General features: G+C 55.5%; 12 protein-coding genes. 4 read left to right on the top strand and 8 right to left on the bottom strand.

Features of this window, described 5'->3' with window-relative positions:
• Nucleotides 1-208: 208 nt before the first annotated feature.
• The 5 genes from AC07OJ_RS03440 to AC07OJ_RS03420 all read right to left on the bottom strand — a co-directional run bounded on the left by AC07OJ_RS03440 (nucleotide 209) and on the right by AC07OJ_RS03420 (nucleotide 7846).
• Nucleotides 209-1717: an efflux transporter outer membrane subunit gene (locus AC07OJ_RS03440; RefSeq protein ID WP_495093942.1), complete on the bottom strand. Its 1509-nt coding sequence runs from the start codon at nucleotides 1715-1717 to the stop codon at nucleotides 209-211.
• Between the two features lie 10 nt (nucleotides 1718-1727).
• Nucleotides 1728-4997: an efflux RND transporter permease subunit gene (locus AC07OJ_RS03435; RefSeq protein ID WP_495093941.1), complete on the bottom strand. Its 3270-nt coding sequence runs from the start codon at nucleotides 4995-4997 to the stop codon at nucleotides 1728-1730.
• A 15-nt stretch (nucleotides 4998-5012) separates the two neighbouring features.
• Nucleotides 5013-6197: an efflux RND transporter periplasmic adaptor subunit gene (locus tag AC07OJ_RS03430; RefSeq protein ID WP_495093940.1), complete on the bottom strand. Its 1185-nt coding sequence runs from the start codon at nucleotides 6195-6197 to the stop codon at nucleotides 5013-5015.
• Nucleotides 6198-6366: 169 nt separating this feature from the next.
• On the bottom strand, nucleotides 6367-7014 hold the full coding sequence (locus AC07OJ_RS03425) for a gamma-glutamylcyclotransferase (protein WP_495093939.1): 648 nt from the start codon (nucleotides 7012-7014) through the stop codon (nucleotides 6367-6369).
• Nucleotides 7015-7528: 514 nt separating this feature from the next.
• Nucleotides 7529-7846, bottom strand: a complete 318-nt coding sequence (locus AC07OJ_RS03420) for an antibiotic biosynthesis monooxygenase (RefSeq protein WP_401192331.1) — start codon at nucleotides 7844-7846, stop codon at nucleotides 7529-7531.
• 273 nt (nucleotides 7847-8119) lie between these two features.
• On the opposite strand from AC07OJ_RS03420, the gene AC07OJ_RS03415 reads away from it, so the two are divergent.
• Nucleotides 8120-8740, top strand: a complete 621-nt coding sequence (locus AC07OJ_RS03415; RefSeq protein ID WP_401192328.1) for a glutathione binding-like protein — start codon at nucleotides 8120-8122, stop codon at nucleotides 8738-8740.
• Nucleotides 8741-8905: 165 nt separating this feature from the next.
• Here AC07OJ_RS03415 and AC07OJ_RS03410 read toward each other — a convergent pair whose 3' ends face one another.
• Nucleotides 8906-10051 carry an epoxide hydrolase family protein gene (locus AC07OJ_RS03410; protein WP_218231828.1) on the bottom strand — a complete coding sequence of 382 codons (1146 nt, stop codon included), beginning with the start codon at nucleotides 10049-10051 and terminating at the stop codon, nucleotides 8906-8908.
• A gap of 284 nt (nucleotides 10052-10335) precedes the next feature.
• Here AC07OJ_RS03410 and AC07OJ_RS03405 point away from each other — a divergent pair, with 284 nt between their 5' ends.
• The 3 genes from AC07OJ_RS03405 to AC07OJ_RS03395 all read left to right on the top strand — a co-directional run bounded on the left by AC07OJ_RS03405 (nucleotide 10336) and on the right by AC07OJ_RS03395 (nucleotide 14327).
• Nucleotides 10336-11202 carry a patatin-like phospholipase family protein gene (locus tag AC07OJ_RS03405; RefSeq protein WP_087692979.1) on the top strand — a complete coding sequence of 289 codons (867 nt, stop codon included), beginning with the start codon at nucleotides 10336-10338 and terminating at the stop codon, nucleotides 11200-11202.
• Between the two features lie 789 nt (nucleotides 11203-11991).
• Nucleotides 11992-13587: a bifunctional 3-(3-hydroxy-phenyl)propionate/3-hydroxycinnamic acid hydroxylase gene (locus AC07OJ_RS03400; protein WP_401192324.1), complete on the top strand. Its 1596-nt coding sequence runs from the start codon at nucleotides 11992-11994 to the stop codon at nucleotides 13585-13587.
• Between the two features lie 80 nt (nucleotides 13588-13667).
• Nucleotides 13668-14327: a TetR/AcrR family transcriptional regulator gene (locus AC07OJ_RS03395; protein WP_177044221.1), complete on the top strand. Its 660-nt coding sequence runs from the start codon at nucleotides 13668-13670 to the stop codon at nucleotides 14325-14327.
• Nucleotides 14328-14337: 10 nt separating this feature from the next.
• Here AC07OJ_RS03395 and AC07OJ_RS03390 read toward each other — a convergent pair whose 3' ends face one another.
• Nucleotides 14338-15582: an NADH:flavin oxidoreductase/NADH oxidase family protein gene (locus AC07OJ_RS03390; protein WP_177409834.1), complete on the bottom strand. Its 1245-nt coding sequence runs from the start codon at nucleotides 15580-15582 to the stop codon at nucleotides 14338-14340.
• 1 nt (nucleotide 15583) lies between these two features.
• Nucleotides 15584-16792, bottom strand: coding sequence for an amidohydrolase family protein (locus AC07OJ_RS03385; RefSeq protein WP_495093938.1), 1209 nt, complete (start codon nucleotides 16790-16792; stop codon nucleotides 15584-15586).
• Nucleotides 16793-16843: the final 51 nt, after the last annotated feature.

The following is a 16843-nucleotide window of genomic DNA, read 5'->3' as shown; positions in this document are numbered from 1 at the left end:
CATCGCCTGTGCTTGGGAGCTATTGTCCTGTAAGCAAGGAAGTCCTTAAACGCACCTGCGTGAGACGCTTCGTCGCTTGCAAAGAGACAATGCGACACCCCCGATTCCGGGCCTGCGTGACGGATGCACCGATGCGTCATCACAAAAACAAAAAAGCATGCTCGATGGCATGCTTCTCTGTTTTTCCATCGGTGATAGTCAGCGAGCTTTACCGCTGCGTGATCGCTTGAGACGTGGCCGGTTTGGCATTACCCCAGCCACCACCCAATGCGCGAATCAGGTTCACGGTGGCCGCCGCTTGAGCGCCCTGCAACTGCACCGCCGCCCTGCGTGATTGCAGCGCCGTCCGCTCCGCGTCGATCACAGAGAGATAGATGACATCGCCTTCGGTGTACTGCGCCCGAGCGACTTTCGCCGCCCGGCCTGACGCCTCCACAGCTTGCGACTGCATCCGGGTCTGGTCTTCCAGCACTCGCAGGTCAGAGAGGTTGTCCTCTACTTCACGGAACGCCACCAGCACCTGTTGCCGATAGTTGGCGACATCTTCTTCGTACTCGGCCCGGGCCTTGGCCAGGTTTCCCTTGCGCAGGCCGCCGTCGAAGATCGGCAAGTCAAGCGCTGTACCCACCAACGGGCCAAGCAGGAAAGTACGGCTGCTCCATTTGAACAAGTTGCTCAGCGAACCGGACTCAAAACCGGCAGTGCCGGTCAGCGTCAATGACGGGAAGAACGCCGCTTTAGCCACGCCGATCCGTGCGTTCGCCGCAGCCATCGAGCGTTCGGCTGCGGCGATGTCCGGACGACGCTCCAGCAGTGAAGATGGCAAACCCGCCGGGATACGCAGATTCACCGGCTGTAAAGGATTGGCGGCCATCGAAAACTCTGCCGGTGTTTTGCCCAGCAACACCGCGAGGCTGTGCTCCGACGTCGCACGCAGACGCTGCACCGTCATTGCATCCGACCGGGCTGTCGCTAACTCAGACTCGGCACGCGCAACATCCAGCTCACTGATATCGCCCAGCGCATATTGCTGCTGCACCAGTTTCAGGGCTTGTTCACGCAGTTCGATGGCATGGTTGTACACCTCGATTTCCGCGTCCAGTTCACGCAACGCGAAATAGTTCTGTGCTACATCCGCCTGCAAGGCCAACAACACCGAATGGAACAAGGCTTCGCTACGCTGGGTTTCCGCGTCCGCCGCATCAACCGTGTTGGCGACGCGACCAAACATGTCGACCTCGTAAGAGATACCGGTCTGGGCACGCCACAGGGTTTGACTTGCCCCCTGCCCGCTGTCCGACTGGAACTGCGACGCCGGTGACACACGCTGACGGGTCGGGCCGAAACCCGCGTCTACGGTTGGGAACAGAGCCGAGCGAGCCGACTGATTCAGCGCCCTCGCCTCATTCAACCGTGCGGCCGCTGCAACCAAATTCTGGTTGGCATCCTGCGCCTGACTTTCGAGGTGATTCAGAGTGGTGTCATTGAACACCCGCCACCACTCGCCCCTGGTGAAGTCCTCCGACGGCTCGGCGGTTTTCCAGTTGCCGGCTTCGGCAGAAGACAGCGGTGCCGAAACCTTTTCCTCTTTGAAAGCCTGTGGTGCAGAAACATCAGGTTTCTCGTAAGTCGGCGCCAGGGAGCAGCCGGCCGTCACCAACATCGTCGCCAGCCAGACCGATCCTAAAAGCATCCGATTCATTGCAAACACTTTCATGTCGTTCTCCTTACTTCAGGTACGCGGCTTCAGGCACGCGGGCTGATGCTTGAGTGTGATGGCCACTACTTGAGTGGGGCGTGTGTTCCGGACTGATATTAGAGTCGTCGTTGAGGTCAGCACCGAGGTGTGGGTGTTTACCGTGCTTATCCACCAGGTGTTCCACACCCGACAGTTTGCGCAGCAACACGTAGAACACCGGCGTCAACATCAGACCGAACAGAGTCACGCCCAGCATGCCGAAGAACACTGCGATACCCATGGCCTGACGCATTTCAGAACCCGCGCCGGTGGAGAACACCAACGGCACGACCCCCATGATGAAGGCGATGGACGTCATCAGGATCGGACGCAGACGCAGGCGGCTGGCCTCGATCGCGGCCTGCACAATGGAACGGCCCTGCATTTCCAGTTCACGGGCGAACTCGACAATCAGAATGGCGTTCTTCGCCGACAGTCCCACCAACACCATCAAACCAATCTGGGTGAAGATGTTGTTGTCACCATTGGTCAGCCACACACCCACGAGTGCCGACAGAATGCTCATTGGTACGATCAGGATGATCGCCAATGGCAAGGTCAGACTTTCATACAAGGCAGCCAACACCAGGAACACCAACAACACGCTGATCGGAAACACCCACATTGCCGCGTTGCCAGCGAGTACCTGTTGATAGGTCAGGTCAGTCCACTCGTACTTGATCCCGCGTGGAAATACTTCCTTGGCGATACGATCGACCGCCGCCTGAGCCTGGCCAGACGAATAGCCGGGAGCCGGGCCCCCGTTGATGTCGGCAGCGGTGTAGCCGTTGTAGCGCACGACCATTTCCGGGCCATAGGTAGTGGTCACTTTGATCAGCGACGACAGCGGCACCATCTCACCTTTGTCGTTGCGGGTTTTCAGCAAGCCAATGTTTTCAGCGGTAGCACGGAACGGCGCATCCGCCTGAGCCCGCACTTGATACACACGACCGAACGCGTTGAAGTCATTGACGTACATCGAACCCAGGTAGATCTGCAGGGTGTCAAATACATCAGTGACCGACACACCCAACTGCTTGGCCTTAACCCGATCCAGGTCAACGTTGAGTTGAGGCATGTTGATCTGGAACATCGAAAATGCCGGGCCCAGTTCCGGCGCCTTCGCAGCCGCAGCCAAGAAATCCTGAGTCGCCTTGTTCAGCGCCTCCAAGCCCAGTGCACCACGGTCTTCGATCATCAGTTTGAAACCACCGACCGTCCCCAGGCCCGCCACTGGCGGTGGGGGGAATACGGCGATGGCCGCGTCCTTGATCCCGGCATATCTGGCATTCAACTGCGCAACGATGGCCGAGGCGGACTCTTCTTTGGAGCGATACTTCGACGGCTCAAGTACAGGGAATACCAGGGCACTGCTTGGCGAGTTGGTCAGGCTGACCGACAACCCCGGAAACTGCGGCAGGTTCTTCACGCCTGGAATGGCCAAGGCGATATCACCCATGTCACGCACGACGTTCTCGGTGCGATCCAACGTCGCGCCGCTAGGCAATTGTGCGATAGCAACCACGTAGTCCTTGTCTTGTGCTGGCACAAAACCACCCGGCACGATTTTGCCCATCCACACCGCGCCACCGAGCAGAATGCCGTAGATCACCAGCATCACCAGCTTGCGGTTAACGACACGGCGTACACCGTTGCCATAGTTTTCCGAACCCCGGTTGAAAACGCGGTTGAAGACGTTGAAGAAACGACCGAATAGCTTGTCCATGATCCGGGTCAGACGGTCTTTCGGCTCGTCATGCCCTTTGAGCAGGATGGCGGACAACGCTGGCGACAGGGTCAGGGAGTTGAACGCCGAGATCACGGTAGAGATCGCAATGGTCATCGCGAACTGTTGATAGAACTGACCGGTCAGGCCGGACATGAAAGCCAGCGGCACGAACACCGCCACCAGGGTCAGCGCGATGGCGATGATCGGCCCGCTCACTTCCTGCATGGCCTTGTAGGTCGCATCACGCGGCGACAGACCGTCAGCGATGTTTCGTTCGACGTTTTCCACCACGACGATGGCGTCGTCGACCACAATACCGATTGCCAGCACCATGCCGAACAGCGACAGGGCATTGATGGTGTAACCAAAGCCCAGCAGCAATGCAAAAGTACCGATGATCGATACCGGCACCGCCAGCAACGGAATCAGCGAGGCGCGCCAGGTCTGCAGGAACACGATGACCACCAGTACTACCAGGGCAATCGCCTCCAGCAGGGTCTGGATCACGGCATGAATACTGTCACGCACAAACTGGGTGGGGTCGTACTTGATGCCGTAATCGACACCATCCGGCATGTCCTGCTTGATCTCTTCCATGACGGTGCGTACGTCATCGGAAATCTGCAACGAGTTTGCACCCGGTTGCTGGAAGATAATCATCTGTACGGCAGGCTTGTTGTCGAGCAGTGCACGCAAGGTGTACTCGGACGCGGCCATTTCCACACGAGCGACATCCGACAGCCGCGTGATCGCGCCACCGGAAGATTTCAGGATGATGTCGCGAAATTCCTGCTCGGTTTTCAAACGGCCTTGGGCGTTGACGCTCAACTGCATCGGTACGTCGGTGAGCATTGGCGCACCGCCAACGATACCGGCCGCCACCTGCACGTTCTGCTCACGGATGGCCTTCACCACATCGAGAGCAGTCATGTTCAGGCGGGAGACCTTTTGCGGGTCGAGCCAGATGCGCATCGAGTAGTCGCCGGCGCCCCACATCACCACTTCACCCACACCAGGAATCCGCGCCAGGCGATCCTTGACGTTGATCAACGCATAGTTGCGCAGGTAGGTCAGGTCGTAACGCTGGTTCGGCGAGGTGATGCTCACGCCCATGGTCAGGGTGGGTGAGGACTTGATCGTGGTCACGCCCAGGCGCTGCACGTCTTCAGGCAGACGCGGCAAAGCCTGCGCCACGCGGTTCTGCACAAACTGCTGAGCCTTGTCCGGATCAGTACCGAGCTTGAAGGTGACGGTGGTCGTCAACTTGCCGTCGCTGTTGGCCAGCGACTGCATGTAGAGCATGTTTTCCACGCCGTTGATCTGTTCTTCAATCGGCGAAGCAACGGTTTCGGCGATTACTTTCGGGTTGGCGCCCGGGTACTCGGCGCGCACCACCACCGAGGGCGGTACCACTTCAGGGTATTCGGCGGTCGGCAGCTTGGTGAGGGCAATCAACCCCGCCAAGACCACCACCACCGACAGCACGCCGGCGAAGATCGGCCGGTCAATAAAGAATTTAGAGATATTCATGATGATGTTCTCTCGTTAAGCCGAAGGCTTCGCAGCACGACCGATGTTTGCCATTTCCACGGCGTTGGCGTGCACGGTGTCGTTGGGACGTACGCGTTGCACACCGCTGACCACCACCCGATCACCGGCCTTCAGACCCGAAGTGATGATGCGCAGTCCATCGTGCAGGTTGCCCAGGGTGACCTCGCGGTACTCGACGACATCGCCCTGGCCGACCAACAGGACAAATTTCTTCGCCTGATCGGTGCCGATGGCCGAGTCATCAACCAATACGGCGTCCGTTGGCTTACCGCCGCCCACCTTGATACGTGCGTACAGACCCGGCATCAGTGCACCATTTGCGTTATCGATACGTGCCCGCACACGGATGGTTCCCGATTGGGTGTCGAGTTGGTTGTCGATGGAGTCGACCACACCGTTGCGTGAGTAACCGGTTTCGTCAGCAAGACCGAGGGAAACGGGAGCAGGTTTGCCTGACGCCTGATTCAGGTAGCGCAGGTAGGTTTGCTCATCGACATCGAAGGATGCGTAGATAGGTGTTACCGAAACCAGGCTGGTCAGCACCGGTGCCGCCGGGCCTGCCGACACTACGTTGCCAACGGTCAGTTCCGCACGCGATACACGTCCGGCGATGGGGGCGCTGATTTCAGTGTAGGAAAGATTGACCTTGGCCGCGTCGAGTGCTGCCTTCGCCACTTTCACGTTAGCGATCGCTTCGCGCGAAGCATTTTGTTTCTCGTCCAGATCGCGCTTGGAAATGGCATTGGATTCGATCAATCGCCCAGCGCGAGCGGCATCGGTCGCCGTATAGACGGCGCGGGACTCAGCAGCGGCTAATTGACCGGCAGCACGATCAACTTCGGCCAGATAAGGACGCTGATCAATAGTGAACAGGCGATCTCCTTTGTTGACCATTGCTCCGTCTTTGAAATGTACGGCAACGATAGTGCCTGGTACCAATGGACGGATATCGACCTTACTTACCGCCTCAAGGCGACCCGAATAACTCTGCCACTCGCTAATCTGTTTAAAGACCACGGTGGCAACATCAACTTCAGTTTTAGGGGCGACCGCTGCTTCTGCCGCATGAGCTGACTCAATGGGTGAAAAATGATCGCCATACTTCACGGCGATTCCGGCTGTGCCGGCCACTAAGAGCGCACTCAACGCAACAGAAAGTCGTTTGTGATGGGCGATCATTTCTTTTCTCCTACTCAGTTAAGTTACTGTCTTGATAGGCAGCGATCGAATACCAGCTCCGGTCTACTACCAAAGGTCTTGCAATTGACTTTTATGAATTTCGGGCGCAGAGAGACTCCTTCCCGAAACCGGATACTTACAGCACAACACACACAACATCAGGTTTAATTCAGGGCGTTATTCCCGCTGACAATGCGCCGATGTATTCATCAAAAAATCCGCTTTCGCATAATGCATTGGTCAACTTGTGCACATACTCTGCGTTACTCCCCATAGGGCCAGACGCTCCTGAAATGTGCCGCGTAACGGATTCAACACTCGCATCCTTTTCATACAGCGGATGGTCAGGCTCAGCGACGAATACCAATGCCGTAGCGTGTGTCCCGTCATCCATAGAGATCGGCGCCCAAACCGGTCGATAAGCGCCAGTTGGCATCTCCCGAATCCAAAGCAAGATCAACTCTTCTCGTGCCACCTGCTCGGTCAACTTGAAAGCGACTCCCTGAGTAGAGCCCCCTGGTTCAAGTGCCAGCATCCGTCCCGGCGTACTGACAGTGGCCCGGCCAGCGATGATTCGCATGCAAAAGCTTCTGTGCCAGCCTTGTAAAGTTGCGCGCTTTTGTCCTGCAAAGTTCAACAAGGGATTCCATAACAACGAACCGTAACCAAAGACCCAGATGTCGCCACGTTCATGGCGTTTGGCCAACGTTTCGCGCATGGATTGCTCGATCTGCTCTAACGTCCACAACAAATCTTTTGGCATCTCACCGAAATTTTCGAGGTATGCACCGGAGGTAATCTGGTCTCTCGTCAACATTGCCGCCGCCTCTATCCTGCGCCTACACTGAATATAGATCCGGCTCAGCCTGGCCCATGAACGCAAAATTTGCGGTAGCCAAGATATGAACCAACGTTGGCAGCCAAGTAATAAATCTGCCCATGGACAAATACTGCCGGAGCGTGAGAGACGGATAAATAACGCAGGGGCCTACTGTTAGTAGCCACAAAAGAGACAATGATATAAACAGAGGGTGCCAGTTCTAAGTAATCAGGTCTTTGTCGCAGGCACCCCTTTTCTTTACGGCGCAGCAAAACACCCAAGCGCCCCTTTCAAAGTCTCGCAAGGTGTCAGCTTGGTCTCGTTCCAATGGATGCACGATGGATACAGCTTTCTGATTACCACCGCGGTATGCGGAGTCTATTGACGACCCAAAAATCTAAGCACGCAGACATACTGCCCTCAAGACTTTTCCACAACGAAAGCAGGCGTAGTTCCCTGTCTATCTTTCAAGCTTTCAAGCGTCCGCCCACCACCTAAGGGAAAGGCGTTATCAGTGCTTGGGTTGTTGATCCGCGTGAGTCACAACGAAACTATTGAATTTGACCCGGCTTGCCATACCGCTGTTTAACATATCCATGAATCCACCCAGCTCAGGGCGGTCGAAATGTGCGCGCATTTTGCTTTCTGATTCCCAGTAGCCGCTGACGATCCAGGCGTTTCTCACTGCCCGATTATCGGTTACCGCATACCCTACACACTCGGTGTTATCAAGGAGTGCACGCACAATACAAGGGAGCTTCGTGAACACCTCTCCCACTCGTCCTGGCGCGGCATCCACTTCGACAGTATTGATTGCTGAAACTAACATTTCCAACCCTCCTGCATGATCTAAGCGAATTATGCCTTCCGCTCTAGACCGCATAAATAACGCTGTAGTTGTTACACAGTTGCCACAGGAGCGACAATCCTGGTCACGACTTGATGGCGTGAAGGAGATATAGAAAAACGACACCTTTTGGGAGCCTCTGTCATCGTGCGCTTTTGCCGATGAACGGCGTATCTGTCGAGGCACCGCCAAACGCTATATTTTCCTCAGCAAGCTATCCTTCTATTTTCCAAATCCGCACGACGAGCCCCTCCCATGAAGCTCTATTTCACTCCTGAAGCCTGTTCGATGGCACCCCATATTGTATTGCGTGAGCTGAACATTCCCTTTCAGCTAATCCAGGTCGACCACGCCACCAAAACCACTTCCGCAGGAGAGGATTACTGGAGCATCAACCCACATGGGTACATCGCAGCCTTAATGCTCGACAATGGAGAAGTGCTTACCGAAAGCTCAACTATTCTAGAATTTCTTGCCGATCTCATACCCGCGGCAGGTTTGGCGCCTCCGCCAGATAGCTGGCAGCGAGTACGCCTGCGTGAGTACCTGAGTTTTCTGTCGTGCGAGCTCAACTGTGCAATGAGCCCCTTATTTCGAGATATCCCTCAGCAGGTGCGCGACCAAATCTTCACCCGCCTGTTCCGTCGTGTGGACTCACTCAATCAAACGCTTTCACAGCACCCCTATTTGTTGGGCGAAGCATTTTCCGTGGCAGATGCCTACCTCTATACGTTACTAAGATGGCTCAACTGGTTCTCGATTGACCTGGTACGGTGGCCTGCTTTGGCCGCTTACCAAGAACGTATCGGTGCTCGCCCTTGCGCTCAGGCAGCGTTGGCCGCAGAACTGAACGGGAAGAGTCCGCGCACACATTAATTCGACCATTGCTCGGCCATTAGGAATTGAGAAATCAATCGGAGTGAACCCTTCTTGCGACTCGTTTGCACACAAAAAGGGCCCGACGTAGACAGGCTGTTTGAAGCCTAAATACGCTGAGCGCAGTTAAACGCGTACCCAGAGATGCGCGCACTCCAGCCGCCATCAACGAACTGTAGAGAACGCCGCTCGCACTTCATTGACGAAAATCTTAGGCTGTTCAAAGGCCGCAAAATGGCCGCCTTTTTCCGCTTTATTCCAGTAGATCAAATTGCTGTACGCCCGCTCGGCCCATGCCTTCGGCGGCGTGTAGATCTCTCCTGGGAATACCGAGACAGCCACTGGCAGATCAAGCTGAATGGCACCGAAGTTAAGACCTGGATGCTCGGCATACATACGTGCCGACGATGCACCGCTGTTTGTCACCCAGTACAGCATGATGTTGTCGAGAATCTGATCGTAAGAGAACACGCTCTCTGCAGTGCCATCACTGTCGCTCCAGGACGCAAGCTTCTCATAGATCCACGAAGCCTGACCCACAGGAGAGTCCGCCAGCGAGAAGCCGATGGTCTCTGGGCGAGTGGTTTGCAGGTCGTGATATGCGATGCCGTCAGAAGCAAACAGTACGCACTGATCGAGTGCTGCTTGCTCTTCTACGCTCAGCTCTGCAGGCAGATCGGCCGGAACAACAAAAGGCAGATTCACGTGAATCGCCGCCAAGCCTTCCAGTTTCAAGCGTCCCATCTCAGTGGTCACCACACTGCCCCAGTCACCACCCTGCGCAACATAACGGGTGTAGCCAAGGCGCTGCATCAATTCGTGCCAGGCATTACCGATACGGGTGCGGTTCCAACCTTTAGTGGTCGGTTTGTCGCTAAAGCCATAACCAGGAATAGAAGGCAGAACCACGTGGAAAGCGTCTTTCGTTTCGCCACCATGAGCCGTTGGATTTACCAACGGATCGATGCTGTTGAGGAACTCGACAATCGAACCCGGCCAACCGTGGGTCATGATCAACGGTAAAGCGTTTTCGTGAGGAGATTTGATGTGAAGGAAGTGAATGCCCAGGCCATCAATTTCAGTTTTGAACTGCGGATAGCTGTTCAAGCGTGCCTCGAATCGACGCCAGTCATACTGGGTACGCCAGTACTCAACCAGGTCTTGCACCTTGGCCAATTGTGCGCCTTGGGAATGATCGCCAACGGTTTCACGATCCGGCCAGCGGGTGCTATTCAGACGACGCTGCAAATCATCCAGTTCGGCCTGAGGGATCTCAATGCGAAAAGGCGTCAGTTGAGTGCTGTTGGACATCATGAGTTCCTCTATGTCATCGGATTGTCGACAACCGTTTGGGTGTCGATTCAGTCGAGATCACTATGCCCGTAGCAAAGGAAAGAATAAGCCCGTCGAAAAGCAACGCTCTGTCGCACCAGAGGATACAAAGGCAGCTACTTAGCGCTCATTGCCCGTCGTTCCAGTGAGTTTCTTCTGCCTTAATACCGCCTGAAATTTTGCGCTTGCTAGTGCTCCCGCTAAGTAACGCGTGTCTCGTCAGCTACACTCAATCGACGCAAGACTGCAGAGGGACGTCGAGCATGGATACCAAAACTGCAATCGTATTTGCTGGCGGTGGCAGCTTGGGGGCTGTTCAGGTGGGCATGTTGCGAGCCTTGGTGGAGGCGAATGTAAGCTTTGACGTAGTGGTCGGAGCTTCGGTAGGGGCAATCAATGGCGCCTACTTTGCCGCAAGACCCAATGCGGAAGGAGTCGATGCACTCGCCGGTTTCTGGCGTGGTCTGAATAAAAAGGACATCTTTCCTTTATCCTGGCTTGATACCTGTAGAGGATTGATCAAGCGGCGTGGCTTCCTGTTGCAACCAGCGGCTTTGCATCGACTACTGGGTCAAGCGTTACCCATTCACCGCATTGAAGACGCTGCACTTCCCCTGCACATCGTCACCACTGATCTGCTCAGCGGTGCCGAAACAGTTCTGTCCAGTGGGGAACTTAAGCAGGCGTTATTAGCAAGCGCGGCCATCCCGCTCGTGTTCCCGTGCGTACAAATTGCCGAGCAATTTCTGGTCGATGGCGGTGTAGCAAGCAATACACCCATTTCAACTGCCGTGGCCCTGGGTGCCACTAATGTCGTGGTAATCCCTACCGGTGTGAGTTGCGCCCTAACACAACCACCGCGAGGCTTGGTCGCTTTAGCGCTGCATACCGTCAACCTGATGAGCATGCGCCAATTGGTGAGCGACATCGAACACTTCCGTACCCTCACCAGCCTGCATATCGTCCCACCTTTGTGCCCTGTGGATGTCTCGGTATTCAATTTTGCCCAGACAGAAGATTTGCTGCAGCGCGCTTATAAACAGACGCTATGGTGGCTAGACGGTGGAGGGCTTGAGCGTACAAAAGTACCGGGCGCTCTGACGATTCACTCCCATGCCCAAGATAACTGAATGCGCGCTAGCTGCCGGTTACTGCCCAAGTCAACAGGCTAATGTTTGGGCATCGCTGCTTCAGAAAACCAAATAGCCTATCGGTTTTCTGCACCACAGCTTTGCTCGCCTGTTGAGGTAGAGAACTGCGCTGCGCTCGCACTAGTGGCCTCGACTGGTCGTTTCGAACTCAGCGATCGCACCAAGTTGCTGGAGTTGATGCACAAGACAGCTCAACGCACAGTTCCGGTGTCGTAGAGTTCAGCCTGCAAATCTAGCCAGCGTTATCGTCCAGGGGCCCCAAGCTCTGATACAAGCTTTCGCTCGATCGCAGTGCAGCGTCTCACTGCTGCGTAGTGTTATGAACAAACGAGCACTGCATGGGGAGTACGGCAACGCTTTCGATTCGTACACCACGCCCCCGCTCCTAAGCAGGTCCTCTTAGGAGCGGGAGCGCGGAAATACGGCAACGCATATACCTCAACCTTACGCGATATGAACCTGCCCACCAGAGTGCTATTAGCTCGCGCCTCGATCCCGCTTTTATTCAATGCCATCCAGTTTGAATCACAAAACCGGCCTTACGAATTTCATTTATCCGTCAATACGCGTGTCGGAAACACAGGAAAGCTCATGATGACTCCTTTGGTACGGCGCTGATCATTGCTGTTGTGTGCGATCCATGCGATCTGGTACTTATGGGAACATCTTCAATATTGATATATTTTTCAATATTGAATAATGTCTCATAAAAAGCGACGAGCCAAAGCGGCAGATCGCACCTCGACGCTGAAACCACCCGGAACTCCCATGGAAAACAATAATAAAAGTACCCCGCTGCCCCCTTCGGTTGACGTACTGATCGTCGGCTTTGGCCCAGTCGGCGCGGCATTGGCAGCCCTGCTCGGGCGATACCACGTAAACGCCGTGGTGATCGACAAGCAGCACGAGATACTGCGCATGCCACGTGCCATTGCCCTGGATAACGAAGCCTTGCGTATGTTGCAGTTGATCGGCCTGCCCGAGGACGCATTCGATAAGCTGGTGATCCCAGAAGTCAAAATGCACTGCCCACTGGTAGGCCAATTCAGTCGCGCCAATACCAGCGGCTGCATCGACGGCCACCCCAAACTGGTAACTTTTTACCAACCCGATCTGGAGAACGCCCTGCGCAGCCGGTTACTGCAATATCCTTGCATCACCACTTGCACGGGTTACGAGTTGCAGGATGTTCAGCAACATGGCGATCACGTGGAGGCTTTTCTGCTGGACGAAGATGGCATGACGTTTACCGTCAATGCCAAATACCTGATTGGCGCGGACGGCGCAGGGTCGCGGGTGCGCACGTTGATTGGCCAGGATTTCACCGGCCAGACCTATGCTGAAGACTGGTTGATCGTGGATGCCAATGGACGCCAGGGGCAGGCAATCGACCACGTTGAGTTCCTGTGTGATCACCGCCGGCCTACCCCCCATATGCCGGCCCCCGGTGGCCGGGAACGTTGGGAGTTCATGCTGCATCCCGGTGAAACGCGAGAGGAAATGGAGCAGCCGCATCGCATTGCACAACTGCTGGCTCCGTGGGTAAAAGCTGCCGACTTGAGTATCGAGCGCACGGCGGTGTATCGCTTCCACGCACGTTGCTGCGACAGTTTTCAGAAGGGGCGGGTATTTTTGATCGGCGACGCGGCGCACATTACGCCACCCTTCGTCGGACAGGGACTGGTCGCCGGTCTTCGGGATGCATGCAACTTAGGCTGGAAGCTGGCCTGGGTACTCGATGGCCGCGCCGCACCCAGGATACTCGGCAGCTACGACCAGGAACGCCGCCCTCACGCTAAAGAAATGATCGACCTGGCCAAACTGATGGGCCGCGCAGTGATGCCGCGCAATGCCGTCGTTGCCTTGCTGATCCACGGACTAATGAAATCGCTGACCCTGTTCCCGCCCGCCCGCCGGCTGTTTGAAGAGCTGGACATCAAGCCAAAGAATCGCTTCAAGAAAGGCTTGTTCAGCACGCAACGCAAAACGAAGTCCCTCCCTGTTGGCGGCCTACTGAACCAATGTCTGGTGCGGGATCCTATTCATGGCATCGTCTTGAGTGACGATGTGCTGGGTGATCAAATGACCCTTATAGGGTTTGGTAACGACCCTCGCCAACTGCTGGAAACTGCAACCCAGGAGCGATGGCAGGCCCATGGTGGTGGGTATTTGCAGATCGTCCAGCGAGGCCAACGGGGTAATCCAGGCACCCATTGGGTCGAAGACCTGAGTGGTGAACTGCTCAAATGTCTGCCGAAAAATACGTTACTGATCGTTCGACCTGACCGCATTGTGATGCACAGCGGTGGCGCCGATCATGCAAATGAGCTGGCAAATGCATGCATGGCCTTGCTCGATAATTGAATAGATCAGCGATATTGACGGTAATTTGATTACTATCTTTGTCTTTCATCCCGCCGCGTCTTACATCATCAGGCATTTCCATGAGCGTAAAAACCGACACAGAACAGGCCACTCACACTCTGGAACCTCTGACCCGCGGCCACAAAAAAAAACAGCGCACGCGTCAGGGCTTATTGGATGCCGCGCTGCGGCTGTTCGCCCGTAAGGATGTATTTGAAACGGGTTTGTTGGAGCTGGCGGAAGAGGCAGAGGTCTCTACCGGCACCATCTACAACTACTTTCGCACCCGCGAGGAGGTAGTGGAGGCCGTGGGTATCGCTATGGCCAGCGAGTTTTCTGAGAGTATTTCCGGGTTAAGTGCAGGAGTTGAAAACGGTGCCCAGCGCATTGCAATTGGTGTGCGTCTATTTATCCTTCGCGCGATTGCCGACCCGAACTGGGCCAGCGCACTGGTGCGAATCGTACATTTTGACAAGGGGCTGCGGTCAACGCTCGCCATGCACGTCCAGGCGGACCTTCGCACCGGCGCAGAGCAGGGGCATCTGTCGTTTATCGATGAAAGCATCGCACTGGACCTGGTTATAGCCTGTGCAACAGCCGGCATGCGCAGTGCGGTTGAGGGCCGCACGGTTGAGCAACATGATGAGAAAGTCGCCGAGATGGTGCTTAAAGGCTTGGGTGCGAGCCCGGTGAAGGCTAAAAAGCTCGCCAGCCTTCCGTTGCCGCAACCTAACGAATAACCGATCCACTCTAAATGCCTTGTTCAGCTACCCATTTACGATAGCGCCGAGCTTGGCGCTTGGTTTTAAGCTGACTGGTAATCAGCGTCATTAGCGGCGAGATGCCAGGCTTGGTGGCTTTGCCCAGACTAAGCAAACTGAGCTGCTTCTTGATGATCGCCGTGATGGCAACGGCAACAAAGGCCTTATTCTTCCAAGATATCTGTACCGACTTTATCTGGGCGCCGTCCCCGGTCAACCATTGACTTGGCAAATTGGGTTCAAATGCCAAAGCGGTGGCCATTCCTACCATTGCCACAGATGGGCTGTTGATAACTATTTCAGCAATTTCCCTACGGCGGATCCCACCTGTGACCATTACAGGCATACGTGCCACACGACCAATGCGTTCAGCGAACTCCAAAAAGTACGCCTCTCGAGCGAGTGTTTGGCCGTCGCGTGTATGGCCTTGCATAGCAGGACTTTCATAGCTGCCGCCAGAAATCTCGACCAAATCCACGGGCAGTTCATTGAGCCGTTTAACGACCTCAATCGCGTCCCCCTCCTCAAAACCACCTCGCTGAAAGTCTGCTGAATTGAGTTTCACTGACACGCAAAACTGCGGTGCCACACGCGCCCGAACAGCCTCGATGGTACGAATGAGAATCCGCGCGCGGTTTTCCAAGCTACCGCCCCATTTGTCAGTCCGCTTATTGGTCAGTGGGGAAAGAAACTGGCTGAATAGATAACCGTGCGCAGCATGAATCTGTACGCCCGTAAAACCGGCGCGCTCGGCCAGAACAGCTGTTCGTGCGTAACGATTAATCAAGCCATGAATTTCAACCTCGCTCAGTGACCGAGGCTGAGCGAACAGCTTGGCGACACCGGGAATGTTCACCGCAATGGCTGAAGGTGCCACCGCCTCCTGGCCGAGATTGGCCATCAGTTGCCGGCCGGGATGATTGATCTGTAACCAAGCCTGAGCGCCTTGACTACGGCATACGACGGCCCAGTTCTTAAACTGCTCAAGATAACGATCATTCTCCAGAATGACCCCTGCCGGACCGGTCAGAGCACGGCAGTCGGGCATTACATTACCAGTAATAATGAGTCCAGCCCCTCCGTCTGCCCATGTCTGATACAAGCGAAGCAATTCAGGACCAGGGGCGTGATTTTCATCTGCCAAATTCTCCTCCATAGCGGCTTTTGCAAGGCGGTTTACGATGTGTGTTCCATTGGGCAACAGCAATGGCTGAAACAGGGGCAATCCCGACATATCACTGATCCTTCAAATGTTGCGCCAAGGCGCCAAGGGGTTTTTTCAACGTGCGTCCCCACCATTGCAGCGACGATTCGGATTCATGCACAGGCGCCAGAGTCAGCCACTCGCCTTTCTCCGCATAGTGGGGAAATAGCGACAACGCATGACCGCGGGTGATACCCCGGAGTTCTTTTGCCCCCCAGACAGGAGATTGGCGTAGCGTTTGGATTTCGGCACCGACTGACGCGGCTGGTGCGATCGGATAACCACTGCCGAAAACCACCTGAGCAGGCTCCACTAGTTCCTTGATCACCGCCATGGACGCAGGTGAAGTAGACACGGCTGTATCGAAGTAAAAGCGCCGCAAATAGCTCATCACCCCGAGAGGAACGTCATCAGCGAATTCCGGCAAGGCGTTGGCCAGGGAAATACGCCATGCCGCATAAGGTAGAAAACCGCCACCATCCGCCAGAATCCACCGAATGCGTGGGTATCGCTCCATCGTGCCAGTGAAGATCAGATTGATCGCCGCGCGCGCGATGTCACAGACCATCTCCAATGCGTATGGTGGTGTACCCAGCCCTAATTGCGCGCTGCTGGGGTGCAGATTAGCCTGTAAAAAAACTGTGGCCTGGCGTTGATTTAACTCGCTCATCAACTCTTCGAATTGCGGGTCACCTAGAAACACACCATTACTGCTGCCCATCAACAGCACGCCATCAGCCTGCAAAGTGTCCAGGGCATAAATAGCCTCGGCGCAGGCAAGATCGGTTGCTGGCAACGGCAGTACGGCGAAGGAGCCGAAGCGGCCTGGATATGTGACCGCCATATCGGCGGCAAACTCATTGCAGCTACGCGCCAGATCGGCTGCGGCCCGACCCTCGCCAAAACAAACACCAGGCGCTGGTAATGAGGTGATCGCTGTCTGGATGCCTTGTGCGTCCATGAGTGCCACTGACTGTTGCACAGACCAGCTTGGAAGCGCCGTGCCCGTCAGAGCACCCAGCCCTCGACGCTGCAGGGCGTCGACAAATACAGGTGGCAGAATGTTGTGATGCACATCAATGCATTCGGCCTTGAGCTCTTCCTTGGTGGCAGCGGACTCACTTCGCACTTCTGACTGCGCCGCAGCAGTCCTTGGCAAGGAGCCCCCGACGACGCCTGCGCCCAACACCGTCGCCCCAGCCAGCAGGCTCGTACGGGCGACAAATTCTCGGCGATTCATAACACCTCCGTGTTTATCTTGTTATTAGAGTGGGTTACTGAATAGGAGCGT

The organism is Pseudomonas sp. GW821-FHT09C08, assembly GCF_059418125.1.
The sequence above is the reverse complement of the archived record's forward strand: the minus strand, read 5'-3'. Positions and strand labels throughout refer to the sequence as shown.